Origin of the sequence: Bacillus sp. z60-11, assembly GCF_046464135.1 — a bacterium.
Taxonomy (GTDB): domain Bacteria; phylum Bacillota; class Bacilli; order Bacillales; family Bacillaceae; genus Bacillus; species Bacillus sonorensis_A.
Genome location: NZ_JBIYSN010000004.1, coordinates 460,129 through 487,108, shown reverse-complemented (window position 1 = coordinate 487,108; position 26,980 = coordinate 460,129). Strand labels below are relative to the sequence as shown.

Here is a 26,980-nt window from a genome sequence, read left to right as displayed (position 1 = left end):
CTAACCTCAGGGAGCAAGCTCCCATCGGTCCGCTCGACTTGCATGTATTAGGCACGCCGCCAGCGTTCGTCCTGAGCCAGGATCAAACTCTCCATGAAAAGTTTGATAATGACTACGCACATTCGCATGTGCGATTTATTTAAAAATGAATTAACAGGTACGTTTTGTCTTGTTTAGTTTTCAAAGATCATTTTTCAAAAAATGGAGCGGGTGATGAGAATCGAACTCACGACATCAGCTTGGAAGGCTGAGGTTTTACCACTAAACTACACCCGCATTATTGTTATGGCGCGCCCGAGAGGAGTCGAACCCCTAACCTTTTGATCCGTAGTCAAACGCTCTATCCAATTGAGCTACGGGCGCTTTATCAGCGACTTAACTATAATACTATGAAAATCAGTTAAAGTCAACAGGTTTTTTTATTTTTTCGTGTAAGGATCATGGCTTTTGTTTCGGCCTTATCTATTATACACATTTTAATTCATTTGTACACCCTTCAGATGAAAAACATCAACTGTTGTAATCTGAAGAATCATTCCGCTGTCATCAGCGACGAATAATAATATATCATGTACTCAATTCGATAGTCAATACTTTTTTTGATTTTTTTATTCAAAATAAACATGCCTTCTCCGAGTCTTCATGCTCTAAGTTCAACTTGGCTTTTATTTATATGTTTATTCTCATAAAATGTTCCCTTTTATTATACCGATGTTCCACGTTCTAATCAAAGGCAGCGGCACATCTTATCAATGCATTTAATGAAGCTTTTATTTTGCAGCATCTTTTTCGACAGCTGTTTTCAACTGTGCGCACGCCGCAAAAGCTGGATTGTACCTCCAACTTGCGAACGGAGCTGTTCTGCCAGCTCTTTAAGTTTTCGCCTCTTATTATTGATCGCTTATATACATTGAACAAAAATAGGCGGGAGTACATCTTCTCCCGCCTGCATTCCACCTGCTATTGTTTTACTTGATCTGTTATCCGCTAACTTTCACACTGTTTTGTACATTTTCATCCTGGTAGTTGCGGAAATTATGTTCGAGCTGCTCAAGCGTAAGTCCCTTCGTTTCCGGCAGGAATTTTTTCACGAATGTGATCGAGAGAATTCCCAGTCCAACAAAGATGTAGAATGTCGAAGACAGCCCGATTTTATCAAGAAGAATCGGAAATAAGAGTCCGACAAAGAAATTGGCGATCCATAAACAAAATACGGTAACTCCCATTCCAAGACCGCGCAGGCGCAACGGGAAGATTTCTGAAAGCATCAGCCATGTGACCGGCGAAATAGCTCCCTGTTGAAATGCGAGGAACGTTACGGTTAAAGCAAGCACAACATACGGAAGAGCTGTTGAGCCTTCAAGCACAGTTGAGAAGATTCCAATAAGCAGAAGCGCTGATGTCGTTCCTACTAAACCAGTTAAGAGCATGGGCCGCCGTCCGACTTTGCCGAGCAGCCAAATCCCAACAAATGTTGCCAGAACCGAAATGACACCGTTTGCAATATTTCCGATAAGTGCTGCTTTCGTTTCAAAACCTGAATTTTTAAGGATTTCGGTTCCATAATACATAATGGAGTTTACACCCGTAACCTGCTGAACGATGGCGATTCCGATTCCAAGGAATACGATTCGGCGCACCCAAGGAACCGCAAGATCTTTATATGTTGCCTTCTTGATCTCCGATTCTTTCGTGATAGCGGTTTCAATTTCTGCCAATTCTGAGTTGGCGCGCTTGTCATCACGGATTTTTTTCAAAACGTTTAAGGCAAGTTCATTTTTTCCCTTTGAAACAAGCCAGCGTGGGCTTTCAGGCATTCTTAACATCCCGAAGAACAAAAAGATTGCGGGAACGGCAGCAATGGCCAGCATATAGCGCCAAACATGAGAGCTGTCACCCATTGTCGTGCCGAGAATGGCATTAAAAGTAAAGGCAGCAAGCTGTCCGCTTACGATCATTAATTCGTTCTGGGTTACCATCCGCCCCCTTCTTTCTGAAGGAGACATTTCCGCTAAATAAGTCGGCACCGTGACAGACGCTCCCCCTACAGCAAGCCCCAGAAAGAAACGAGAGAGAATCATGACAGTTACATTTGGTGCAAGTGTACAACCGAGCGTTGCGATAAAGAAAAGAACGGCAAGAAAGATAATGTTTTTACGACGGCCGACATAGTCAGACAGCCTGCCTCCAAACACAGCGCCAAGTGCAGCGCCTAAAAGGAGGGAGCTCGCCACAAGCCCTTCGGTAAGTGCGGTTAAATTAAGCTGATCCGGCTCGGCCATGTATGGCAAAGCGCCATTGATAACTCCGGTGTCATATCCGAAAAGCAGCCCGCCGAATGTCGAGACGATAATAATAGTGCGCAAAAATGACTTTTGATTTCCGTGTTCATTCATATATTTCTCCCGCCTTTGTTTGTCATGTTTATTTGCAAAGGTATCGATAACTCATTCCTTAATCGAGATTTAAGTACCAAATTCAAACCTTGTTCATCGCCTAAGTCATCCCCTCCTCTTTTTAAAACATCCTTTCTTATTAGAAAAAGAAGATACCTGAGTTAACGGAAGAATAAAACGTTCTCTTCCGACATCACACAGCTGAAGAATGATGCCGCCAGCTTTTGGAATCGTTTTCATTTTAACGGTTGAGGCTAATCCATTCATTCTTTTTGATAGATTGTTATGTTGTAGTTATGTTTTTGTGATCTTTTTGTGATGTCTGTTATTATCATAATTTTAAAAGCGCTTTCAGTCAACACAAATTTCAGAAAATTATTTTATATTTTCATTATTTTTTCGCCCTAAACAGAGAAATATCAGGCATTAATACCGGTTTTCAACATTTTCTCTTTTATTTTTAGGCATCAATCCCTCATTTTTTATTTTTGTTATGTTGTAGTGATGTTTTTGTCACTTCTTTGTGAATTGTAGAATCACCACAAATAAAAAAACACCAAGGATTATTTCCCATCCTTGGTGTATGACCACATAGATTCGCGCAGCCTTAAGCGACCAATCCGGTGTCATCCTCCGCTTTAATGATTCGTCCGTACTTATGTTTGATGATCAGCGACTTGTACCAATGTCCCTTTCACAACGAGGCGTCTGTCGGTTCTTTCTGCTTTGTCGCATGTGATCAGTGTAATCTGCTTTTCCTTTGTTTCAAACACTACGGCTGCGTCCATTTCCGACATCACTTTTTTGGAAGTAACAGAGTAGATATAATCTTTTTTAAAATCGGTGATCACGATTCGAGCTCCCTTTTTTATATCAAGCAAAGGTCCAAACAGAAGGCTTTTCTGCCTTATATGATGGCCGGCCAATGGGTAGTTTCCCTCACCCATTTTTTGATCGGGTCGCATGGTCGCCGCTCCGAAGAGGAGGTTTTGATTGGTTGTGCCTTTTAATATCGGAAGACGGATATCGACGCTCTTGATCGTGATTCGGCCGATGACCGCTTTCGGTTTTTGATCGATACCCGTTTTTAATGTTTCCAAAAAAGAAGGCGGCTGAATCGCATCGAAGTCAAACAATGCTTCTTTTTCATTATTTTTTTGCGCCTGCTCCGCGCTCGGCCAATCTTGCTGATGGCTTAGATAGCCAATGATGCTTTCTTTAATGAAGGGCGAACAGACGAGCACCCCCCCTGAAAGAATCAACAGAGCAATCATCATTTTTTTCAGCATGTGAAAAATCCTTTCAGCCGCCAATCCTGGTTCTGGCGGCGCAACTCGTTCTTAAAAAAGCACCTGATCAGTTTTTCAGGTGATCAGGTGCTGTCAAAGCCTATTGCGTGTTTCTTTGTCTCTTTCTTGCGTGCAGGGCCAATGCTCCTCCTGCCAGAAGCAGCAGAATGCCGGTCATGATCTGGATCATGTTGTCTGTATCCCCGGTCTTCGGAAGCGTTTTGTCTGCTTTCATATGACTTGCTGAACCATCGTTGTCAGAACGGGGGTCGTTGCCACCCGCTGTGTTTTTATCGACCGGTTCCGTTTTGACTTTTGTATTAAAAGCCGTTACTTCAGCCGCTTTTGACTGTCCTTTTTTAATCGTAAAGACTAGCGGTGTGTCATCCAGTTCATAGCCGTCTGGCGCCTTTGTTTCGACCAATTGATAGCGGCCAGGCTCAAGGCCTTCGATCATAAGTTGACCGTCCTTATCGGTTTTCCAGACTGAAGGCAGGTCTTTGCCGTAGGCGTTTGTTGTCACAGGCTTTCCATCGGCGTCTAAAAGCTTGAATTCGGCACCTTCCAAAACGGTGTGCTTATCGTTTCGATCGACTTTTGTCAGCTTTACGGCGCCCGGCGTCAATTTGTTTGCGGCGATGATTTCAACCGGTTTCGTATCGGTATTTTTGATCTTGAACGAAATTGGCGTTTGATCCAACTCGTAATGTTCAGGCGCTTTTGTTTCGACAAACTGGTATTCGCCCGGTTTGAGACCGTGGACTGTAATCTGTCCTTTGTCATCGGTGGTCAAGCCGGTTAACAGCACTTTGCCGTTTCCGTCAATCAGATTGAACGTCGCCCCTTGGAGAACGGATTGTTTATCATTCTGATCAACTTTTGTCAGCACGACGCTGTTTTTCGCGTTAACGGCCTTCACTTCAACCTGTTCCGGCTTTCCTTGATCTTGCGCCGTGATGGTGAAAGCGACAGGGCTGGTTTGCAAAAGATAGCCGTCTGGTGCGTGTGTTTCAACAAATTGGTAGCGGCCAGGAGCCAAATCGGCGACCTCAATTGTACCGTCTTTTTTAGAAACAAGTCCGTCTTTGATCGTGTTTCCATTGTCATCAATGATTTTGAAAACAGCGCCTTCCAATCCGTTTCCGTCTTGATCTGTTTTGGTTAATCGAACAGAGCCTTTGTAATTGACGGCTGCGCCGGCATCTACCGCTTCCGGTTTTCCTTCAGCCGCTTCGGAGATGGTGAACGCTTTTCTTTCGCTGTTCAACACAAATCCGGACGGTGCTTTTGTTTCAATGAAGGCGTAGCGGCCAGGTGCGAGATCTGAAGCCGTGATCTTTCCATCTTGATCTGAGATCAGATTGTCTTGAACCGTTTTTCCTTCCTCATCAACGATTTTAAATTCGGCTCCTTCAAGTCCATGTCCTTCCGTATCTTCCTTCGTCAATAGAACGGAGCCTTTGTAGTTGACGAAGATACCGGCATCCGCCGCTTCTGGCTTTCCTTCAGCCGCTTCGGTGATGGTGAACGCTTTTCTTTCGCTGTTCAACATAAATCCGGATGGTGCTTTTGTTTCGATGAAGGCGTAGCGGCCAGGTGCGAGGTCTGAAGCCGTGATCTTTCCATCTTGATCTGAGATCAGATTGTCTTGAACCGTTTTTCCTTCCTCATCAACGATTTTAAATTCGGCTCCTTCAAGTCCATGTCCTTCTGTATCTTCCTTCGTCAAAAGAACGGAGCCTTTGTAGTTGACGAAAATACCGGCATCCGCCGCTTTCGGCTTTCCTTCAGCCGCTTCGGAGATGGTGAACGCTTTTCTTTCGCTGTTCAATACAAATCCGGATGGTGCTTTTGTTTCGATGAAGGCGTAGCGGCCAGGCGCGAGACCAGAAACCTTCACTTTCCCGTCCTGATCTGAGACCAGATTTTCCTGAACCGTTTTTCCTTCCTGATCAACAAGCTTGAATACTGCTCCCGCTAACGAATGGCCTTCCCCATCTTCCTTCGTTAGCTGCACACTGCCTTTATAATTGATCAGTTGGCCCAAATTAATATCAGGCACTTGATTCTTGTCATTCTTCGTGACTGAGAATTCAATTGCTTTTGTATTTACGATATATCCTGCCGGAGCCTTGGTTTCAGTCAGGCGATAATCGCCAGCCGGCAAACCTTCTATTTCAACTTTTCCGTTTTCATCGCTTGTAATATTCGTCCTGATCGTCGTAAAAGTGCCGTTGCTGAATTTTTTCTCCAGCTTGAATATAGCTCCTTTTAAAGGGTTGTTTTGTTCATCTTTTTTGATAAGCGTCACCTTGTTTTTCTGATTCACGACTTTATACAGCGCCCCGGCACTGGAGGAGTTGCTGTCAATCTCCACAGTGACTCCGTTTGCAAAAGTATCGCTGATGGTGTATCCCTCAGGCGCCTTTACTTCTTTTAATACGTAAGTGCCGTAGCGGATATTACCGAACGTCATCTTTCCTTCGGCATCTGTCGTTCCTGTGCGCAGAAGCTGCTTTTTGTCTTTGGACCACAATTGAAAATCGGCTCCCTGAAGAGGTTTATTGTCCTCTCCTGTTTTAAAGATGGTCAGGCTTCCTTTCTCCCCTGATCCGGACCCGCCGCCGCTTGAAATCACGACAAAGACGGAACTGCCGTTTTCCTGAGTCTGCTCTTGAACATTCGTACCGGAAATCGACACTTTGTTGCCGACATGGCCGCTCGTGCCCGCTATGTTAATCAAGGAGCGATATTGAATGACATAGGCGCGGTCAATCTGTTTGTAGCTTCCTATGAATTTCAGGGTAAATGATTGTTCACCCGTTGCAGGATCGGTTGTGATGTCCAATGTATAGTCTTTGTCTTTCTGAAGCTGAACATCGCCCGCGACAAGATTTCCGCTGCTGTCTTTGACCACTCCGTTTTCATCGTATTTGGCTTGATAAACTTTAAAAGAATCCCCATCCAACATTTGATTTGCATCCGGGGTGTCAGTGACTTTGACATCGTCCAGCGTCGATTGGCTGGCGTTGACATTGATGTTCCAATCGATATAGCTGCCATTCTGCTTTCCGCCTTTAAAAATCAGGCTTCCGCCGTTTGCGACTGAGACAGAGCCTGTCAAAGTCCGGTCTGTATGACCTTCATTATGGTATGTGGCCTTGTTTGTATACGGGCTCTGATGAATGACCTTTCCTTTCAGTGATGTTTTAAATTCAATCAGATACGGGGCAGAGTCATCTGTTTTCAGCTGCACGGTCAATGTATGGTCATTGTCGGCTGACGGTTCCTCCACCTCGTATCGGGAAGGATCAAGCGCGTCTCCTTCTGTGATGGAGCCGTTTTTATTGATCGTATACTTCTTCACAGAAAGCGAACCGGGAACATATCGCTGATCGTCTGCGATCACATCTTTTATATAAGGATTTTTTGCGGACTCTCCATTATAGTTGGTTCCGATTTTCCAGGTGATGTCTTTAGACACTGCATTGTACGAACCGTTTTTGAATCCATTATGGGAAGTCTGGTTATTCGGTGTAAAACCGCTTGATTCCTTATTCTTGCGTTTCGTGCCGCTATGATCCGTCCATGTTGATTCAGCGGTATTTTTTGTATTCTCATTGGAAAAATCAGCGTTCATTTTCGTTCTATACGTGATCTTAAACTGGCTGTCCGTCTTCGCATAATCTCCGATGAATGCCAATGTAAAGCCTTGATCATCAGGTTTCTTTGTCAAGGTATAATCTTTGCCTTCCTCAAGTGTTGCGTTCTTTGTTACATCTTGAATGGCGAGTGAACCGTCAATGAGCGCCAGTCCACCGCTGACAAATTGATCATCCAACGTCCAATTGTTCATCATGTAGTTGTTCCTATTAATTGTAATCGTCCAATCAACCGTCTTATTCTCATAGTCAACATTCGAATAGCCTTTGATCAGGTTCTGCTGGACGGCGGTTCCTGAAGACTCCTTTGATTCCCCTGTCCCGGCCGTTGCAGTATTGGTGTATTTTGTCGCTTGATCAATGATCACTCCATTGTTGACCCCTGTTTGGTAAGTGATCTTGTATGCACCATTGATATCTTGTTTAAATTGAACGACAAAGCCGCTTCCATTGTCTGTCAGCGTGTAGTCCTCGCCTTCCACTAACGGGGTTCCGGCTTTCTCGCTGCCGTTTTCACCAAAGGTAATCGGAACGACCTTCAAGGAATCCGAAACAAGGTGCACATCTTCGGAACCAAACGTGTCGGTGATGCTGGCCTTTGATTGCTCTATCGTTTTTTCTCCGTAGTTGTATAAAACTGCCCAGCTGAACGTTTGTGAATCCGCCTTGTAACCGCTCAGGGATTTGTCGATCATTTTTCCATACTTGGCAGTGAGGCTGGCCTCCGCCGAAGCCGGTTCCAAATTGTCCCCGCTGAATGCCGCCTTGTTCGTCAGCGTCACATTTCCGCCTTCACTCGGTTTTGCACTGTTGTCAATGTCTGTCTCATAGACAAGACGATAAGCTGAATCGATCTGCCCGTCGAATGTGATGTTTCCATTTCCATCGACACTGTAGCCTGAAGTGATTTCACTCCCCTGACTGACAGAGCCGTCAATGTTCACATCAAGTTTATAAACTTTAACCGAACGATAGATCAATCCTTCTGGAAGGCTTTCAGTGAGTTTGGCATTTTTGACCTGGTCTAATTTTTTGTTGATATCGACCGTCCATGTCGCTTTGCCAGGGTTGATGCCTTTATCCAAAGCCCCTGATTTATCAATCTTTTTGCTGACATTCGGTTTAAAATAAACCGTTACTTCCGGCGTATCGGAATGAACCGGGAAAACAATTTTTTGCGTAGTTGAACCTTTAATGTTTTGCTGGTTGAACTGTGTGTTGACAAACAAAGTCCCTTTGACATTTGAATCTGTTTTGACCTGGTCGTTAAATGTCATGACGACATGGCCATTTCTATCGATCGAAAATGAACCATATGTGGTGTCGCCGGCATTCAACGGCTGATTTGTAATGTCATTATGCATGATAAATTCCTTAGGCAAATCAAATTCGTAGCGATCGCCAGCGTTTATTGTTTTGCCCAAATCATCCGGGATCGCCCAGGTGATTGTGATCTTGGCCGGAGAATTCGTATTGGCGCGATTGCTTTGATCGTACGGATTGCCATTCTCATCCGTCAACTCAACGCCTGTCAAAATGTTTTGTGTGATTTGATTTTCTGCGGACGCAAGGCTGCTCCCAGCCGATTGATTTGAGAATGTTGCCGCTTTTGCGCTCTCTGTCTCAGAGTCGTCAGATGGTTTTGCTTGCGAAGCTTCTTGATCCTGTGCGCTTGACTCATCTGATTGATCAGCTGCCTGCTTTCCACCTTTAGATTCCGAAGAATCGTTATCAGCTGTTTCTGATCCGGTGTCAGATGTCTCCTCTTTCTTTAATGGGATTATGACCTGCTGGGTCTTGCCGCCGCCTAAATCAAACAACGCTGTTACCGTTTTGGCATCAGCTTTCACATCAGCGGCAAATTTGGCAGGCAGTTTGATAGCCCCTTTTGCCTCATTCAAATCGCCAGCGGTGCTGTTTAATTTGACCGTCAGGGTATGTTCTGCCGCCGACACTTTAAAGCTGCCGAGCACCTGTTGATCCGCTGTTTTCACTTCACCTGCAGCATCCTGGTCGAATGCGAAATGTTTAGGAATCTGCACAATGATATCTTTTCCTAAATCTGATTTCTGATCTTGTTTTAGTGACCACTCGTATGTCAGTGTCACTTCATCCCCCGGTGTTAATGCGGGCTCTTCACTGATTGAGCCGTCAACCGTTTGGCCGCTGCCGTTTTTGACTGTCACAGAATCGACGAATGACCCGCTATTTGTCGGATCGCCGGCTGCCTGTATTTGCATTGAAAAGCCGAGCACCTGGCTGACAATAAAAAACAGCGTAAGACCTGTGAGCAAAAACGGCTTGAGCCTTCTGCTTTTTCCTGGGCCGGACGGCAATGTTCTCGATCTCAAAATAATTATTCCTCCTTTTTCCATAATCGATATACTCTTGGAATCTTTGCTTGCGGCCTCCTTCCTGAAACAAGGCTTAACTGCCGAATGATTTGGTATTTTAAAATCATTGCTGAATGTTGAGCGGTGATATCAGGGTTATCCCGAGGCGTTGTACGTTGTTTTCCCACTTTAGAAATGACTTCATCCGAACCAAACTACATTGTATGAAATCGAACTATACAATATCTGTACATAAAAAAAGACCGGACATTCCGGCCTTTTAGTTCATTTGATCCTTCATTCGTTTGTAGCGCTGGTATTCCTTGATCGCCTCTTCCACTTTCCCTGTTTTATTAAATAATTGAATCTTGTATTGCATCATTTTACTGTCACAAGGTTCTATTTTGTCGATCTGCATACATACATCCATCGCTTGGCTGTACCGCTTTTCATCTATGAGATACTCGATCAGTTCATAAGCCTTTCCAAGCCACAGCTGGGTAAGCCGCGTCTTTTCAGGTTCTGCCCAAAGATAACCGTGCTCCATAAAGTAATGGTTTTCGTATGCCTTTAAAAGCTCCATGTGGCGATTGACTGCAGATGGATTGAGGGGCGGAATTTCTTTAATCGACTTTTCCCATTCAATGACATCGATTTTTGCGTCGGACAACCTCAAGATATATCCTGTCTCGGTCTTATCGATGGATTGGCTGAAAGGAAGCCGGCCGATTAATTTCCTTATTTGATAAATCGTTGAGTAAAGCTGTGTACTGGCTTTGGAAAAATCGAAATTCGGCCAAAATAAGTCGATCAGCGTGTCCTTGCTGACGACACGTCCTTGATGATGCAGCAAGTATGCGTATACTTCACGAGCTTTGGACGTTCTCCATTTGACCGGCATGTATGTTTTGTCACCTTTGATCACTTCGTAAAATTGCAGGCTGCCAAAACATTGAATAAAAAAGTGTGCTCCGGTCTTTTCCGCGGAGTTCCTGCCGTTCGTTTTGATTCGTTCAACCGTCTTCAGCAGCCGGTCGTAATCCACGGGTTTCAGCAAATAATCAACGGCATTCAGTTCGAACGCTTTAATGGCAAATTCATTATAGGCCGTGATAAAAACGACTTGGATGTCGTCATTCATCGATTGAAGCGCTTCTGCCAGCTCAATGCCGCTGATCCCGGGCATTTCAATGTCAAGAAACACCACATCCACATCAAGAACTGAATATTCCAGTACTTCAACCGGATCTTGAAAGGTTGCAATGGATTGAAAGAAATTCGTCCGTTCAAGCATAACTTTAAAATGAAGCAATGCCAGTTCCTCGTCATCAACAATTAACGCTTTCACGAATCATCCACCCCATTTTTATACAAATCACCCAATTATCATTTCATTATATCATGCCTAATGACCTATTAAGTTGGATTGTTTTGTAGAGGATTGAAATTTTTTAACATATGTGACTACAATATCATGACTGATTAAATAGGATTTTAGAAGGGCTCAGAAGTTAATCAGGATAAGGAGTGCTGCTGTTTGAAAAAGGTATTCATTTTTATTTCAATTATTCTAGGATATGCTGCCTTCTTTTTTATTTTCGTAGCCGTTAATTCGCTGTCGGAGACAAAATATCCCGAAGCCAGTCAAGGAAGGATCAACCTTGAAAACTGGGATTTTCAAAAAGACGGAAACATGGAGCTGAACGGGGAGTGGACATTATACAAAAATCAGCTTCTGTCGCCGAAAGCCATTCACTCAGGAAAAGGCAAAAATCCGGTATTTGTTGATGTCCCCAGCAATGTAAAATTGTTGAAACCGGAAGAAAATGTGGACTACGGCACGTACAAACTGACCATCCGCACAGATCAGGATAAGCAAACGTTCGGACTCAGCACTTCATTTATTTACAATGCAAATCGCATCTATCTCAACGGAACATTAATCGGGCAAAGCGGAACCCCATCCGACCAAGCTGATTTTCCGGCGCAAAACAAACCGTATACAAGCTTTTTCACGATTCACCGGGGCGAAAATGAACTCATTGTGCAATTTTCAAATTTCGCAAAAGTGCCCGGATGGGGAATCGCAAAGCCGTTGACTTTTGGGACCCAAGAACAAATCCTGCGTGAAAGCAAAATTTCTTTCCTGAATGATGCTGTTATGATCACGGCATTTTTCATTACAGGTTTATACTTTTTGGGCTTTTTCCTGCACAGAAGAAAGGATAAGCATCTGCTGTTTTTTTCTGTGATGTGTCTTCTCTTTTCGTTCATCATTTTGCTGATAGGAAAAGAACGGATGATATTTCTCTTCTTTCCGTCCGTTTCAACTTCTGTGTTGAGTCCTTTTCGTGCGATCACAACGGTGTTTGCCAGCATTGCGGTCTTTCTCTATCTCTATTATGGGTACAGGGAGATTGTCTCAAAACGGTTTTTAATCGCTGCGACCGCCTTCTCTCTGTTGGTGCTGGCCAATGATTTGATAACCATCGATTACACCGATCGTCTCTCATATATTTTGCATTCCGTTCTTGCTGTGACGACTCTCATTTATATTACCTATATTTTTGCGATTGCCGCCGTTCGAAAAATGGAAGGAGGCCTGTACCTGACACTCGCTTCTTTATCGATGAGCGCGTATATCATATTAACGACGATTTCCGCATACACCGGCAAAGCGGTCTTTTCATTCAACTCGATTTATTCATTGCCGTCAGTCATTGCTTTAATCATGATTGTTCTCTTGATGGCCCAGCAATTTGCCGGCGCTTTCCGCGATAATGAAAGATTGTCCCGGAAACTGCTTATCGCCGATCGATCAAAGGATGAGTTTATCGCTAAAACATCGCATGAGTTTAAAACACCGCTGAACAGCATTATTAATATATGTCAGACATTATTGGCAGGCAGAAGAAAGAGAACGGTAGAAGAAGAAAAAGACAATGTCCAGCTGGTCATCCGCATGGGCTACCGGCTGTCAAGTCTGGTGAATGATATTCTTGATTTGGAAAAAATGAAACAGGGCGTACTCACGATTCACCCGGTTCCCGTCGACATCGATTCGGCGATTGATACGGAAATGGACTTCTACCGGCTTTTATCCAAAAATAAAAACCTGGATATCATCCGTCATATTCCAGCCGGTCTACCTCCCGTTTATGCTGACGAAAACCGCTTCCGGCAAATCATGACCAATCTGGTCGACAATGCGATTAAATTTACGCCGGAAGGACAAATCACGCTTTCTGCCAATATGTCGCATAACGGCATGATCAAAATAACGGTAGCCGATACCGGTGTCGGCATCCCTGAGAAAGCTCGTCAAACGATATTTGAGTCTTTTCAGCAGAATGAAAAACATCAAAATGACGGGTCCGGACTCGGCTTAAGCATTGTTAAACAGCTGGTGAAACTGCAAAACGGGGACATATGGGTTGAATCGGAAATCGGAAAAGGATCCGCCTTCCATTTCACACTGCCTGTTGCAAAGGATGGCGATTTGCCCGTCAATAAGTCTGAGCCGTCTGAATTACCATCCGTCAGAGCGACTTCAGATGTTGCAATGAATACGCCTTACTATTCCAAGAAAGTTGACGCCGCAACGGTTCTGATTGTCGATGATAACATCGAGAGCTTAAAAATTTTAGCCGATATGCTTGAAGGTGTCCCCTATAATGTGATAGCTGCGAAAAGCGGAAAAGAGGCATTGGAAGTCGTTTCCCGCTCCAAGCTTGATCTCGTGATTTTGGATCTGATGATGCCTGATATGACCGGCTTCGACGTCTGCATGAAAATCCGTGAACGGTTCAGCCTGGTTGATCTCCCCGTCCTCATCATAACGGCGGCGATCATTGATTATGACAAATTCAAGGCCTTTCATTCAGGCGCGAATGACATTTTGCAAAAGCCTTACAATTACTCTGAGTTTACGGCGCGCATCAAAAACCTGATCATGATGAAACATACAGCCAATCAAGCGACAAATATGGAGATGGCGTTTCTCCAGTCGCAGATCAATCCGCACTTTCTTTATAATGTATTAAACACAATCATTTCCCTTACTCACATCAATATTGAAAAAGCGCGTGAGGTAACGGCTGAATTTACAAACTATTTAAGAAAGAGTTTTGATTTTCAAAATACATCTGCCATCAGTTCATTCCGGAATGAACTGTCGATTGTCAGCTCCTATCTTTCTATCGAAAAAACGCGCTATGGTGATCGGCTCGAAGTCATCTTCGATATTGATCAAGACATTGATTTCAATCTCCCGCCTCTCATGGTTCAGCCGCTGGTGGAAAATGCCGTCCATCACGGCATCAGCAAAAAAAGGGGCGGAGGCTGGATGAAGGTGACGGCCAAAAAAGAAAGCGACACCCGGTATTTGATCAAAGTGGAAGACAACGGAATCGGCATGTCTCCGGAAAAGCTGAATGGTCTTTTTGATTCGAATTCAAGCCAAAGCGTCGGCCTGAAAAACATCAATCAGAGACTGAAGCACTTTTGCGGAAGCGAGCTTGAGATTCAAAGCGCTCCGGATGCAGGAACCGTCGTTTCGATGACCATTCATATCAATGAAACGGCAGCAGAACATCGTAAAATAGTAAAATCGATTTAAACAGCCCTACGGAATGATTTTTAAGAAAAACGGTTTTTCCTTACATTTTATATATTTTAGTAGAAAACTGTTCTCAATTGAAAAATGTCAGCTCTTATCATCCAGTGAACAAAGATGACATCCATGCGATTCTCCGCGCATCGCTTTAAACAGACAAAGGACGGAATCAGTCGATTCCGTCCTTCTTTCCATTCTATTAACCTTCATTCACTCCAAGCCAGCTTTGTCCGCGCTTTTCCTTTGTCAAAACAAAGAAAGCAAAAGAACCGATGACCGCGGTGATAAACATGATCGCGCCCATCGGGACGGCGGTCGTCTCATTCATTCCGACAAGCGGTGACACGATTGAGCCGAGCAGCAATGGAAGCATGCCCAGCATGGCGCTCGCACTGCCCGCCCGGTGCCCCTGGTTTTCCATCGCCAGCGTAAAGGTGCTGGTCAAAACCATTCCTATTGTGATCATATAAATAAAGATGGAAACTACCAGTGTCACAAGCGGCCCTTTGATGATCGTCATCACCAGCAGGACGGCTGTGGCGATTAATGCCGTCATGACTGCGATCCGCAGCAGTTTCTTCTCATGAACGATTCCTCCGAAACGGCCGATAATGAAGCTTCCCGTAATTATGGCCAGACCATTAATGCCGAACAGCACACTGAAAACTTGCGGTGACACACCGTAAATATCCTGATAGACAAAAGGTGTTCCCGATACGTAAGCAAAGCTTCCGCCGTGAATGAACCCGACAGTCAGCGCATAGCCGATAAAAGAGCGATCTTTCATCAGACTGCCCATCGTCCTCACAGACGAACCGATCGAGCTTGGAATCCGCTTCTCCGGCGGCAATGTTTCTTTCAGCCTCAGGGCAATAATCAGAACGAGAAAAAATCCGATGATTGACAGCGTGTAGAATATCGTGTGCCATGTCGCGAACGGCAGCAGCAAAATCGCGCCCCCTGTCATCGGCGCAGCCATAGGCGCGACTGCGGTAATGACCATCAAAAGCGAAAAGAATTTCGAAAGCTCCCGTCCTGTAAAGACGTCGCGGACGATGGCGCGCGAAAGGACAATCCCGGCGGAAGCCGTAAATCCCTGCAAAAAACGGGCCAGTATCAATACCGCAATATTCGGTGAAAGCGCACAAAACAGTGAAGACAACGCAAACAAGAAAATCGAAATCAACAAGGGTTTCCGTCTTCCCTGAGCATCACTGACCGGCCCGATAATGAGCTGGCCGATGGTCAACCCGATCAAGCAAGCCGTCAAACTGAGCTGCACAAGTGAAGCGCCGCTAGACAAATCGTCAGCGATTTCCGGAAAGCTCGGCAAATACATATCTATGTTAAGCGGGCCGAGTATCGCAAGCATCCCAAGGAGAAAAGCCAAGGCCAAGCGTTCTTTCCCAGTTGGATTATGAAGCATGTCATATCAAAACCTTTCTTTCAACCTAGCAAAATCTTTTTTTCATTGACTGAGTCAACAAAACATTTGTATATTGTACCATATTTTTTGCAAGGTGAAAGCAGGTGTGAAGCATGACATTTTCTTTGACAATCATGAAACGGCGTGAAAGAAATGTCCACGCCGTCTTTTTGCCCGGGTGATGTTTAAACAGACCTTGATCGCGATTTTCCTGTTATTGACCGACCCTTTCGCCTGCTCCGTGCAGCATTTTTAAATATTCGTAAGTTGAAGGAAGTTTCGTTTTAAGCTCTGCCGTTCTTTGTTTCAGGGCGGCGAACATTTCCTCTGATTCCTGAATCGCTTCCGAACGATAATTGAGCTTTGGCAAAGATTGATCCGGGAGCCAGCCCATGCCGGTGAACATACAGTAATAGTTGCTGTTTGTCCAGAAATTGCGAAACTCATTCTCGAAATTGCTGTAGTAGGAGGATTCATTGGTGGTCAGCGGCGGACAGACAACAAGCCCGGATTGATAGGTCTTGAGTTTTTGCTTCAGCTCATCTGACAGCTTCAGATCGCTTTTGTTGGCGCGCCAAAATTCGGTATCGTCACGGGTGGTTGTGAAATAATGCGTTTGGATAAAATCCCGGCAATCGTCAAACATTCCGTCAATCTCTTCATTGAAATGATCAATCAATGCAGGGTTAAAGGACTTATCCGGAAAATGCTTGACGAGCTGATATATGCCCGAATAGATAAAGTACAGACCGGTAGATTCCAACGGCTCCAGAAAGCATGAAGACAAACCGATTGAAACGCAGTTTTTCACCCAGGCCCGGCGGTTCCGCCCGGTTCGAAAGCGGATTTGATTGAGCTGCACTTTGTTCGGATCTAAATCCCAAAGCTTGATAAACTCTTCGGTCGCCTCATCCTGAGAGACGAACTTGCTTGAGTAAACGTAGCCCGATCCAAAGCGGCCGAGCATCGGTATTTTCCATGTCCAGCCATGCTTCATGGCAATCGCTGATGTATAAGGCTCGATTCCATACTGCTCATCATCGTGAGGGACTGAAGCGGCCACCGCACTGTCGCAGAAAAGCTGGTCGCTCATTTCGATAAACGGCTCACCCAGCGCTTGATTGATCAGCAGACCGCGAAAGCCGGAGCAATCCACAAACAAATCCGCCTCATACCGGCCGCCCTTGCGCGTTTTCAGCGCGGAAATACTGCCGTCAGGCGCCAGCTCAACGTCAACGAGTTCATCCAGGATATGACGGACTCCCCAGCCAGTCGCGAGCTTGCGAAGGTAATCCGCCACCAGATGCGCATCAAAATGCCAGGCATGACTCATCACTTGAGTGCCGTCCATCATCCGGGGCGACAATTTTTCGTCAAGCAGCGGCGCCTGGTGGTAGCACGCATACGCCATCGGCTCTTTGTCGTTTTCCTCAAACCGGCGGCGGAGCCAGTAATGAGTAAGCGGGACATTGTCACAGTTTTGCACTTGTCCAAAGAGGTGGTAAAAATAATCATCTTTGTCCTCTTCAGGCGGTTTGCGCCAATTGACAAACTTGATCCCCGCCTTGAAAGAGGCATTGCATTCCCGCATCCATTCCTCTTCTGGTATCCCCAAAAAGTCGAAAAACACCCGCTGAAGATTGGGGATCGTCGCCTCTCCGACGCCGATCTTTGGAATCGTTTCGGCCTCGATCAGTGTAATATTCATTTGACTCCCGAACGCTTTTGACAGATAAGAGGCGGTCATCCAACCTGCAGATCCCCCGCCTAGAATCACGACATCCCGAATCGCTTCTCCCATTATTAACGCCTCCAATCATTTTTAACACATAGTGAATTCACGACATCTCTGTTGAACCTCATTTCAGTACACTTTCGCTTTGAACATAGCTGCTGCAAGGGGCCCACTCGCTGACCGGACAACCGTCGCAATGTTCAGGAGCCATGACCGCTTTATTCATTCTGTATTCTTCTTTAATGAACAAACACTCCGGATCAGACGCCCGCCCGCAATGAAACGTACTGTTGGCATTGCCGCGGCATCCTCCCTCACAGCCGATTAAGTGATATAATTCACAAACGGAACAAGGCCCCGCTATATATGTTTCTTGCTCACTAAAGATGCGCGATTGGATTTTCTGATTGACGATTTCCTGCAAACTGTTCTTTTGCATGTTTCCATGCGGAATCGACTGGCCGACGCAAGACAGCGCTTCACCAAAGCCATTTTGGTTATATTTTACATGAATTCCCGTCTGTGTCATGGAACAGGCGTTGGCGGAAGCAGGGGTAATCAAATATTCGATTCTTTTCAGCAAGACGTCCTCTTCCTGAACATCGTCCGATTTAAAGATCAGATGCGGATAATGGGTCTTATCATACTCAAAGATTTGATTCAGCAGTTCTTTTATTTCGTCACGGCCGGGAGCAAGATGGTGATTTCTTTGATCATCGGAAATCCTCATCCGTTCGAAAAATGGGTTAATCCCATTCTTTCTGCAAAATTTGTGCACTTCAAACGCATACGGAAGTGTTTGCTTGCTTAACACAAAGTCGCCGACAAATTCAAAATCCTGACCGACGGCATTCAGCTCTTTTCTGATCGTCAACATATTTTGGATCGCTGTCTCCAATGTTTTCGTGTAGCCCGGAAATCTGGTGATTTTATCATGTTCCTTATCCCCTTCTTCATCAAGATAAGGCAGGTGGGTGACAATAACCGTTCCGGGGAGACACACCTTTCTTGCATAATCGATTTTTGCCAGCTTGACTGCGTTGGTGATCAGTATCGGTGTCAATCCTTTGCTTAAGGTATATTCCAAGAGACTTGGCAAATGGCGGTGCAAAGTCGGTTCTCCGCCGATGAATCCAATTTGGCCAAAAAGCGTTTTCCCTGTGGCTTCATCAATTTCTGCCGCTTGATCAATGATGCTCATAATGTCTTCAACCGGGACCGGTTTAATCGACTCGCTTTTCGTATCCAAAGCGATATAACAGTATTCACATTTCAATTGACAGTGCAGCTGATGAACGATTTCAATCCCTAAGCATTCAAATAAAGCCGTTCCTTTCTCCCTAAAATTGTCGGCGTAGTAAGATTCCTTTCTGCGCACATGCCCCTTGTAATCACGCAATATGGAAACATACTTGTAATAGTCATCCGTAAAATAATCGATATTTCTCTCTTGAAAGGATTTCTTTATATCTAACATTGTTCTCACTCCCCATGATTTTAAGAGCTTTGTCGCAAAGTCTAAAACTAAGAAGTGGATGTTAAACTCTTATTTGATAGATCACCTAAACGCATTTCACAATTAGCCCGCTTTTTGTCACAGAGGAATTAATTCATCTACAAACCCCCTTATACGATGTAATCCGTCGGAGTAGGTGTTTGAATGCTGCAGCAAAGCAAGGTTTTTCTCAATCGTATGAACGATCGCACTGCCCACCACGACCCCGTCACAATGAGATGAAAGCTTTTTGAACTGCTCGGCATTGGAAACGCCGAAGCCCACGACTAAAGGCAAAGCAGTCGCCTTTTTGACGGCGGCTAAAAACCCTTCGATATCATTGTGAAAGTTTTGCCGTTCACCGGTAACTCCCAAAGAAGAAACACAGTAAACGAATCCGGAAGCCTGATTGACGATTGATTCAATCCGCCCCTCGGAAGTAGGAGCCACCAAGGGAATGTAATGGATGTTCTTCTCTGTGCAAATACAACGTATTTCCTCAACCTCCTCTACCGGAAGATCCGGAATGATGATTCCGTTTATGCCCGAGTCCTCCATCATCGAAAACGCCTTTTCAATCCCAAGCTGCAAAAGCGGATTAAAATAAGTAAACAACACGAGCGGCGTATGGATTTGTTCTTGCCTGGCCAGTTTCGCAAGGCTGATGACATCCGATATGCTGATATCGTTTTTTAAAGCTCGCAAGGTTGCTCTTTGAATAACCGGGCCGTCAGCCAAAGGGTCTGAAAAAGGCACGCCTAATTCAATGACGCTGGCACCGGCGGTTTGCAGTTCTTTCAAAATATCAAGGGACGTGCGAATATCAGGGTCGCCGACTGTCACATACGGAATAAAGGCCGGCTTGCCTTCCCGTTTTAATCTTGCAAAGGTCTGATCGATCGGATTCAATGAACCTCACCTCCGGAATGTTTCATGATCGTATCCATGTCTTTATCCCCTCTTCCGGAGATATTGACGACCATCAGATGGTCTTGGGAAAGCTTTGGCGACAGCTTCATACATTGCGCCAAGGCATGAGCGCTTTCCAAGGCCGGTATAATTCCCTCAATACGGCTCAGTAAATGAAGCGCATCAATCGCTTCTTTGTCTGTGACAGCCTTATATTCCACTCTGCCTGAATCCTTCAAATAAGCGTGCTCAGGTCCGACCGCCGGATAATCCAACCCGGCTGAAATCGAATGCGCCGGCTGCACTTGGCCGGAAGCGCTTTGCAGAAGATAGCTCATCGATCCTTGAAAAACGCCTGGCGAGCCCTTGGACAAAGTGGCGGCGTGCTCATTCGTATCCAGTCCTTTCCCCCCCGCCTCGGCGCCGATTAAACGAACTTGCGAGTCGCTTAAGAACGGGAAGAAAATTCCTATCGCATTGCTGCCTCCGCCTACGCACGCAATAATGGAATCGGGCAAACGCCCTTCTTTCGCCAAAATCTGCTCCCGGGTTTCATCACCGATGATTCTTTGAAAGTCCCTTACCATCATCGGATACGGATGCGGACCTGCGGCTGTTCCAAACAGGAAAAAAGAATCTTCCACATTGGCAACCCAGTAGCGGAGCGTCTCATTGCCGGCATCCTTCAAGGTTTTGGAACCTGAATAAACGGGCACGACCTCGGCCCCGAGCAGCTTCATCCGGTAGACATTCAGCTGCTGCCGATGGATATCCTCTTCTCCCATAAAGATCTTGCATTCCATTCCTAAAAGCGCGGCAACTGTGGCGGTGGCTACCCCATGCTGTCCGGCTCCGGTCTCGGCGATGATTTTTTTCTTTCCCATCCGCTTGGCCAAAACAGCCTGTGCAATCGCGTTGTTAATCTTATGAGCCCCGGTATGATTGAGATCCTCGCGTTTCAGATAAATTTTCGCTCCGCCCAAATGCCGGGTGAGCCTTTCCGCGTAATAAAGCGGGGTCGGCCTGCCGGAATAACCTTTAAGCAGCTGACTGACTTCCTTTACGAAATCAGGGTCTTCCCTGTACCGCAAATAAGCCTCTTCCAGCTCCACCAGGGCGCTCATCAGCGTTTCAGGGACAAACCTGCCCCCGTACTTTCCAAACTTCCCTGCAACTTGAGTTTTCATGATATATCCCCCCGTCTTTCTGCAAGAATTTCTTTGATAAAAAAAAGAAATCCTCTACAATGAAGTAGAGGAATAGAGCAGAAAAACGAACGACCCGAAGGTGCGGCTGAAGTGTTTCACGACCAATCGGCGCCTTTCGGTATTGCTTGATTATTTACTCTGCTCTGCTCAATTCCACTCTACTCTGCTCAACTAGAAAAATTTTCTTGCACGTTTATTATATCTCCTCATCGAACATAATTTCAAGGGTGAACATTTGTTCAAGGGAAAGAGAGGTTCAAAATGCCGGACATCAATGAAGAAAAAATTCGTCAACTTGTCAAAATCAGCACATTTTACTATCTTGATGGATTGAGCCAGCAGGAAATCGCCGAGCAGCTTTCTGTTTCCCGTTCACAGGTCAGCAGGATGCTGAGCGCGGCCAAATCGGAAGGAATCGTCCAAATTACAATTAAAAATCCTTATGGCGACGAACAGCAATACGAACGACGGCTGAAGGAAACTTTCGGTATAAAAAACGCGGTCGTCATCAATATGCCGGACGCCGAACAGCAGATGATCGACCTGCACCTTGCTAGAGCCGGTGCTGTATTGCTGGAATCCATCATCAAACATCACGACATTATTGGGATTATGGCTGGAAAGAGCGTCAATCTGCTCGCCCAGGAACTGCCTTTTTTTTCGCGGAAAAATCTGCGATTTGTTCCCCTTGTCGGCGGCTGGGGCGCCGAAGGGGCGACATGGCATGCCAACTCAAATACAAGATTATTCGGTGAAAAATTAAAATCAAAATACTTTTTGATCAACGCACCCGCCGTTGTCGTCTCCAAACAGGCGAGGGATATCATCACGGCTGAACGGGAAATCGCTGACGTCATTGAACTTGCCCGTCAAGCCGCAGTTTCTGTGGTGGGGATCGGAACCGTATCAGAAGAAGATACGATTGTCACTTCGGGATATTTCAGCAAGGAGGACCTTCATCGCTTAAGGGACAAAGGCGCTGAAGCGGTTGTGTGCACATCATTTTTAGATCGAAACGGAAACGTGATCAAGTGTGAAGAGGCATCCAGAATGATCGGTTTATCGGTCCATGAATTAAAAAACACCCAAAATGTAGTGGCCGTCGCAAGCGGCCAAAAAAAAGCGGCGGCGATCGGGGCGGCACTGCGCGGGGGATGGATCGATTTTCTCGTAACGGATATGGCTACCGCAAAGGAAGTATTATCGCTGCATCACTCTGGTTCACATTCTTAAACATGAAAAAGAGGCGCTGTCAGGCAGGCCTCTTTTTTTATTTCACCGCTCGAACGATGAGGTTTGTTAAAGCTTCGGCTCCTTCAGGCACAAGGTGAACGCCGTCAGAGGTGAAGTATTCGGGATGTTGAAGAGCTTCGCTGTGCCAATCGATCAAGGTCACGTTTTTCCGTTTTTTCGCCTGGCTGCGCAATGATTCGTTCACCTTGCTTTCCCATTGGCGGGGTACACGGGTATTGACGAGAAAAACATTTGCGTTTGAAAAGGCGTCAAGCAATTCGTCCATTTGGCTGTCCGTAAAATATCCATTTGTGCCGAGCTCAATGATCACAGCTTTATCCGGCTGATTATATGATGCATACGCTGAGGTCAATTGAAGCGCTTGCGACACCTGGCGGCCGACCTTTCCGTCGATCGTGATCCCGGTCATGCGCTTCTTTAGATTTGAAGCGATGTCAAGCATGACGGAATCGCCGATTGCCAAGACATCTTTTACAGAATGAGCCGGTGTCTGATCCGTTGTTTGCTCTTCTTTCTGTTCTTGATTTTCTCCGCTTGATTTCGACTGCTCATCATCTTTCGTTTCATCTGTTTTCGCCTTTTCCTCTTGTTGATCCTGTTCTTGTTCAGAAGACTGTTCAACTGCAGCACTTGTTTTCACATGAGACTCGGCATAAGGCCATTCCCGCTTTTTCTTTTCGTCCGCCAGTCCGGACAATCCGCCCATAAAGACAAGTAGGGCTGCTGCCATGAGTCCCACCGACAGTTTATTGAAAACGGACGATGTTTTCCATTCCAGCATCCTGTTCAGAAAAACGCGGCGGAAAAATCGGCGAAACCCGTTCTCTCTGATCGGCTTCTCAATGAAGCGATACGAAGCCTCGGCGATGATCAAAGTAACGACGACTTTGACTGCAGCATGCCAATACACCGGATTTCCAATTTCATGTACGGGTGTGCTCAAGACGATCACGGGATAATGCCATAGGTAAATGCCGTAAGACCTTGTTCCAATCCAGCGCAAAGGTTTCCACGACAGCAAATGGCCGATAAAGCTGCTCGGATGACTCACACAGCCAATAAAAATGGCTGCACAAATGCTGATCAAAAGCATTCCGCCCTGATAGAGAAAGGGTTCGTATTCATCAACCAAATAAATGCAGAGGATTAAAAAAAGAAAAGCGGTGAGTTCCGTTCCGTGCAATGCTTGCTTCAATTTTTTCGGCAATCGGTTTGAAGAAAGTCTTTTCATTGGCCACACAAGAGCTAAAGCACAGCCGGCCAAAAGTTCAAATGAGCGTGTGTCCGTTCCGTAGTAGACGCGGCTGGGATCTGCGCCGGGAACATACAGAACGGTCATCAGAATAGCTGAACAAAACGCAAGCACGACAACCGCGGCCGCCAGCCGGTCCCGCTTTTTCCATATGTACATTCCCAAAAGTAAAAGGATGGGCCAAACGATATAAAACTGCTCTTCAATCGCCAGTGACCACAGGTTTTTTAAAGGTGACGGCGCTCCGAAACTATCAAAATAAGATTGATTGTGAAAAATAAACCACCAGTTGCTGGCATATAAAAGAGAGGAGACCGCATCTCCCCGCACGGTATGAATCAGCTCTCTGTTAAACAGGACGGTCCAGATGACGGTGATGATAATCATGAGCGTTGCCGCAGGAAGCAGCCGTCTGACCCGGCGCAGCCAAAATTCGCGAAAATTCAGGGCAATGTCATTTCCATAGGCAGGCAATATGATGGATGTAATGAGGTAGCCGGACAACACAAAAAAGATGTCAACCCCAATAAAACCCCCGTTTGCCCAATGAAAGTCGAGGTGGTAGGCAATGACCGCCAAAACGGCAAAAGCCCGGAGCCCGTCCAACCCCGGTATATAGCGTTGATGGTGTGTCTGATCTTGCATGGTATTCCTCCAATGATATGTACGGTTATCTTGCTGTATACGGTACGGCGACCGCCAAATCAATAGACGTAATCGGGACCGCTTTTTGTTTCAAAAAATATCAATTCTTTTAGAATGCACTCTCTTTAGTATAAAAGTTTCCAGACGAATCTGCAGTTACAAATTTATAAAAAAGGAAGAAAAAAAGCAAAATCCATGATTTCAAGGAATTTGTCTAATGAATATAGCGGATCCCGGCCGGAAAATCCGCAATGACCCCAGTCGGTTTTCAAACGCTACGGTCCCCATGTACCCCGGTTTGATCATCCACAACCTTCAGTTTCTGTTTCCGCAAAAAATCGATAGCCGTGCGTTATAAAACCAGCTTTTGATCGTATCCGGGTTGCGGACAGATCCCACGGAAGCGAGCGCTTTTTTGACGGATTCCTGGACAATATCGAGCGCGTCGTCTTGGTTTTTCACATAACTGTAGGCCAGCCGTCTTGTCTGTGTTGCAAGCGACAAGCGCCGCTTTGGCTGTTGCAATATAGAGCTCCTTTTATGGAAATCCGAGATATAGAGATGTTTACAATAGGATAGACAGTTTGCGGAAGTCGGGCTTTTTTAAAGAAAGATAAACTGCAAGATGGCTTGATTTATTCTATAATCCGTTTTAGGGAGGTGAAGAAAATGGCAGTCATCAGAATGCCGGATAGCGCAGCGTCTCATGCAAAGCCTGTTATCGGAATGGCGATACTTTGCATGGGGTGGACACCTTCAATCGCCTTAACCTTCTGATATACGGCTTTGCCCCTTATCCCATCAAAAGAATAAGGAGCTGGCAAACATGGGTTATGTCAAAGCAGACGCTGTTTTACCCGAAAAGCTGATATCAGAAATTCAAAAGTATGTTCAAGGGGAGACCATCTATATTCCAAAGCCTGATTCCGCCCGGCAAAAATGGGGTGTGCGGTCCGGGGCTAGAAAGCTGATTGATGAACGCAACGCTTCAATTAAAAAAGCTTTCAAAAACGGCGATTCGGTCGAACGGCTTGCCGGGGAATATCACCTCTCCATTGAAACGATCAAAAAAATTGTTTACACAACATAAAAAACAGAGCACTGGTCATACAGGATCAGTGCTTTTCGATATGGCAAGTTTGTTTCTTAAGCGATTTCTGCATTTCTTATCTTCTGCGGCTGCTTTAATCTAAAAGAGAGGAGATGATTGTTATGACTTCAATAAAGAGCAGCATGATCCAAGTTTCAGGAACGAGCCTTTACTATGAAGTGCGCGGAGCCGGACCGTTGCTGCTGATGATTCACGGAGGAAACGGGGATGCTGATTCATACCCGATGGCAGATCTGCTTGCCGAGCATTACACTGTCGTCACCTATGACCGCAGGGGACACTCGCGCAGCAAACTTGAGGATATAAACGAAAACTACCGGATTTCCGCACACAGCGATGACGCGCACCGCCTGTTGGCCGGCCTGACCGATGAACCCGCCTATGTGTTCGGCTGTAGCTCAGGCGCGGTCATCGGCCTTGACCTGGCGATCCGTCACCCTGAACAAATCCGCGTACTGGCAGCGCACGAACCCCCGATACCGGAACTGCTGTCAGATGAAGACCGCACATTTGGCATAGAGAGCCTGGCGAAGCTTGAACGCGATTATCGACAAAACGGCTTATCCGCATTAGGAGAATTCGCAGAAGCGATGGGCATCACCGCATCCGCCCAGCCCCGACAGCCGAAAGAGCGGATGGAGCGGCTGATGGCCAACATCGACTATTTTATCTTATCCGAAGTGCCCGCTCTGAGAGAATACAAACCGGACACAAGCAGGCTGAAAGCTTCATCGGCGGTCGTTGTGCCTGCCGGCGGCATTGAATCCAAAGGCTTTCTCCCATACCGGTATGCGGAGGCTTTAGCAGATAAACTGGGAACGAAAGTTGTTGATTTTCCCGGAAATCATGTCGGCGCCTCCGTATATCCGAAGGCATTCGCTGAGAAGCTGGTTGAGATTTTTTCCTATATTAAATAAATCCGCCATTCACGCGAATCGTCTGGCCGGTGATCCACTGCGATTGTTCGCTGACCAAAAATTCGATGACATTCGCGATGTCCTCCGGTTCACCGATGCGGCCGAGAGCCGTCGACTTTTTCAGCCCTTCGATCTGCTGTTCCGATTTTCCCGCCGTAAAAAGTTCAGTGTCGACCGGTCCCGGTGCGACCGCGTTAATTGTGATCTGCTTTGCGGCGAATTCCTTTGCAAGCTGGCGGGTGAACTGCTCTACAGCCCCTTTTGTTCCGGCATATACGCTGTATGTCGGAAACATTTGCCCGATGACAGATGTGGAGAAGTTAATGATCCTCCCATTCGCCTCCATATCTTTCATGGCCTGCTTGCATGCAAAATATGTGCCTTTTACATTCAGGTTGAATTGCTGATCAAAGTCTTCTTCCGTGACATCTTGAATCGGTTTGTAAATACTCATGCCGGCATTATTGATCAGGATATCGATTTTCCCGAACGCCTCTTTTGTTTTAGCAAATAAAGATTCCACACCGGCAACTGTGCTGAGGTCGGCTTGAATAGCCGCAGCTTCCCCTCCTGCCTGCTGGATCTCATTGACGACTTCTTCCGCCTTTTGCCGGCTGCTTGAGTAATTGACGGCCACTTTGGCTCCAAGGTCTCCAAGCTGCGTTGCGATCGCGCGCCCGATTCCGCGGGAAGCTCCCGTTACGATCGCTGTCTTACCTTTTAAATCGTGCAT

15 protein-coding genes, 2 tRNA genes, 1 rRNA gene and 2 pseudogenes are annotated in these 26,980 nt (G+C 45.9%); 5 read left to right on the top strand and 15 right to left on the bottom strand.

All coding sequences use genetic code 11. The features are described from left to right. From ACINLD_RS14680 to ACINLD_RS14650, 7 genes are all read right to left on the bottom strand, one after another. Positions 1-98, bottom strand: a 16S ribosomal RNA gene (locus ACINLD_RS14680); the annotation flags it as partial. 104 nt (positions 99-202) lie between these two features. Continuing rightward, positions 203-276, bottom strand: a tRNA-Gly gene (locus ACINLD_RS14675). A gap of 10 nt (positions 277-286) precedes the next feature. Continuing rightward, a tRNA-Arg gene (locus ACINLD_RS14670) sits at positions 287-363 on the bottom strand. 617 nt (positions 364-980) lie between these two features. After that, complete coding sequence (locus ACINLD_RS14665; protein ID WP_256860238.1) at positions 981-2,444, bottom strand: sugar porter family MFS transporter; 1,464 nt, start codon at positions 2,442-2,444, stop codon at positions 981-983. A 608-nt stretch (positions 2,445-3,052) separates the two neighbouring features. Then, positions 3,053-3,685 (bottom strand): class A sortase, encoded by a 633-nt coding sequence (locus tag ACINLD_RS14660; protein ID WP_077735615.1) that lies wholly within the window; start codon positions 3,683-3,685, stop codon positions 3,053-3,055. A 100-nt stretch (positions 3,686-3,785) separates the two neighbouring features. Further along, positions 3,786-9,698 (bottom strand): SpaA isopeptide-forming pilin-related protein, encoded by a 5,913-nt coding sequence (locus ACINLD_RS14655; protein WP_256860208.1) that lies wholly within the window; start codon positions 9,696-9,698, stop codon positions 3,786-3,788. A 262-nt stretch (positions 9,699-9,960) separates the two neighbouring features. After that, on the bottom strand, positions 9,961-11,028 hold the full coding sequence (locus ACINLD_RS14650; RefSeq protein ID WP_026586033.1) for a response regulator: 1,068 nt from the start codon (positions 11,026-11,028) through the stop codon (positions 9,961-9,963). A 345-nt stretch (positions 11,029-11,373) separates the two neighbouring features. Between ACINLD_RS14650 and ACINLD_RS14645 the strand changes: the two are divergent. Both ACINLD_RS14645 and ACINLD_RS14640 read left to right on the top strand, forming a co-directional pair. Further along, a pseudogene (locus ACINLD_RS14645) lies at positions 11,374-13,107 on the top strand (sensor histidine kinase); the annotation flags it as partial. Between the two features lie 135 nt (positions 13,108-13,242). After that, positions 13,243-14,298: a response regulator gene (locus ACINLD_RS14640; RefSeq protein ID WP_256860239.1), complete on the top strand. Its 1,056-nt coding sequence runs from the start codon at positions 13,243-13,245 to the stop codon at positions 14,296-14,298. A 196-nt stretch (positions 14,299-14,494) separates the two neighbouring features. Here ACINLD_RS14640 and ACINLD_RS14635 read toward each other — a convergent pair whose 3' ends face one another. From ACINLD_RS14635 to trpB, 5 genes are all read right to left on the bottom strand, one after another. Continuing rightward, complete coding sequence (locus ACINLD_RS14635; RefSeq protein WP_077735617.1) at positions 14,495-15,721, bottom strand: Bcr/CflA family efflux MFS transporter; 1,227 nt, start codon at positions 15,719-15,721, stop codon at positions 14,495-14,497. A gap of 214 nt (positions 15,722-15,935) precedes the next feature. After that, positions 15,936-17,522 (bottom strand): tryptophan halogenase family protein, encoded by a 1,587-nt coding sequence (locus ACINLD_RS14630; RefSeq protein ID WP_077735618.1) that lies wholly within the window; start codon positions 17,520-17,522, stop codon positions 15,936-15,938. Between the two features lie 58 nt (positions 17,523-17,580). Next, on the bottom strand, positions 17,581-18,933 hold the full coding sequence (locus ACINLD_RS14625) for a radical SAM protein (RefSeq protein WP_026586029.1): 1,353 nt from the start codon (positions 18,931-18,933) through the stop codon (positions 17,581-17,583). Between the two features lie 117 nt (positions 18,934-19,050). Next, entirely contained in the window at positions 19,051-19,860 is an 810-nt protein-coding gene (gene trpA, locus ACINLD_RS14620; RefSeq protein ID WP_026586028.1) for a tryptophan synthase subunit alpha, read from the bottom strand. Continuing rightward, positions 19,857-21,047 (bottom strand): tryptophan synthase subunit beta, encoded by a 1,191-nt coding sequence (gene trpB / locus ACINLD_RS14615; RefSeq protein WP_026586027.1) that lies wholly within the window; start codon positions 21,045-21,047, stop codon positions 19,857-19,859. Before trpB ends, trpA begins: the two co-directional genes overlap by 4 nt. Positions 21,048-21,329: 282 nt before the next feature. Here trpB and ACINLD_RS14610 point away from each other — a divergent pair, with 282 nt between their 5' ends. Next, positions 21,330-22,301 carry a sugar-binding transcriptional regulator gene (locus tag ACINLD_RS14610; protein ID WP_077735619.1) on the top strand — a complete coding sequence of 324 codons (972 nt, stop codon included), beginning with the start codon at positions 21,330-21,332 and terminating at the stop codon, positions 22,299-22,301. 37 nt (positions 22,302-22,338) lie between these two features. Here ACINLD_RS14610 and ACINLD_RS14605 read toward each other — a convergent pair whose 3' ends face one another. Next, entirely contained in the window at positions 22,339-24,219 is a 1,881-nt protein-coding gene (locus ACINLD_RS14605) for an acyltransferase family protein (protein WP_077735620.1), read from the bottom strand. Between the two features lie 295 nt (positions 24,220-24,514). Then, positions 24,515-24,745, bottom strand: a pseudogene (locus ACINLD_RS14600) (RNA polymerase sigma factor); the annotation flags it as partial. Positions 24,746-25,036: 291 nt separating this feature from the next. Between ACINLD_RS14600 and ACINLD_RS14595 the strand changes: the two are divergent. After that, positions 25,037-25,309 (top strand): CD3324 family protein, encoded by a 273-nt coding sequence (locus tag ACINLD_RS14595; RefSeq protein WP_142246051.1) that lies wholly within the window; start codon positions 25,037-25,039, stop codon positions 25,307-25,309. Between the two features lie 122 nt (positions 25,310-25,431). Beyond that, complete coding sequence (locus tag ACINLD_RS14590; protein WP_026586022.1) at positions 25,432-26,247, top strand: alpha/beta fold hydrolase; 816 nt, start codon at positions 25,432-25,434, stop codon at positions 26,245-26,247. Here ACINLD_RS14590 and ACINLD_RS14585 read toward each other — a convergent pair. Then, positions 26,240-26,980 (bottom strand): SDR family oxidoreductase, encoded by a 741-nt coding sequence (locus ACINLD_RS14585; protein WP_026586021.1) that lies wholly within the window; start codon positions 26,978-26,980, stop codon positions 26,240-26,242. The two genes, ACINLD_RS14590 and ACINLD_RS14585, sit on opposite strands and share 8 nt — an antisense overlap.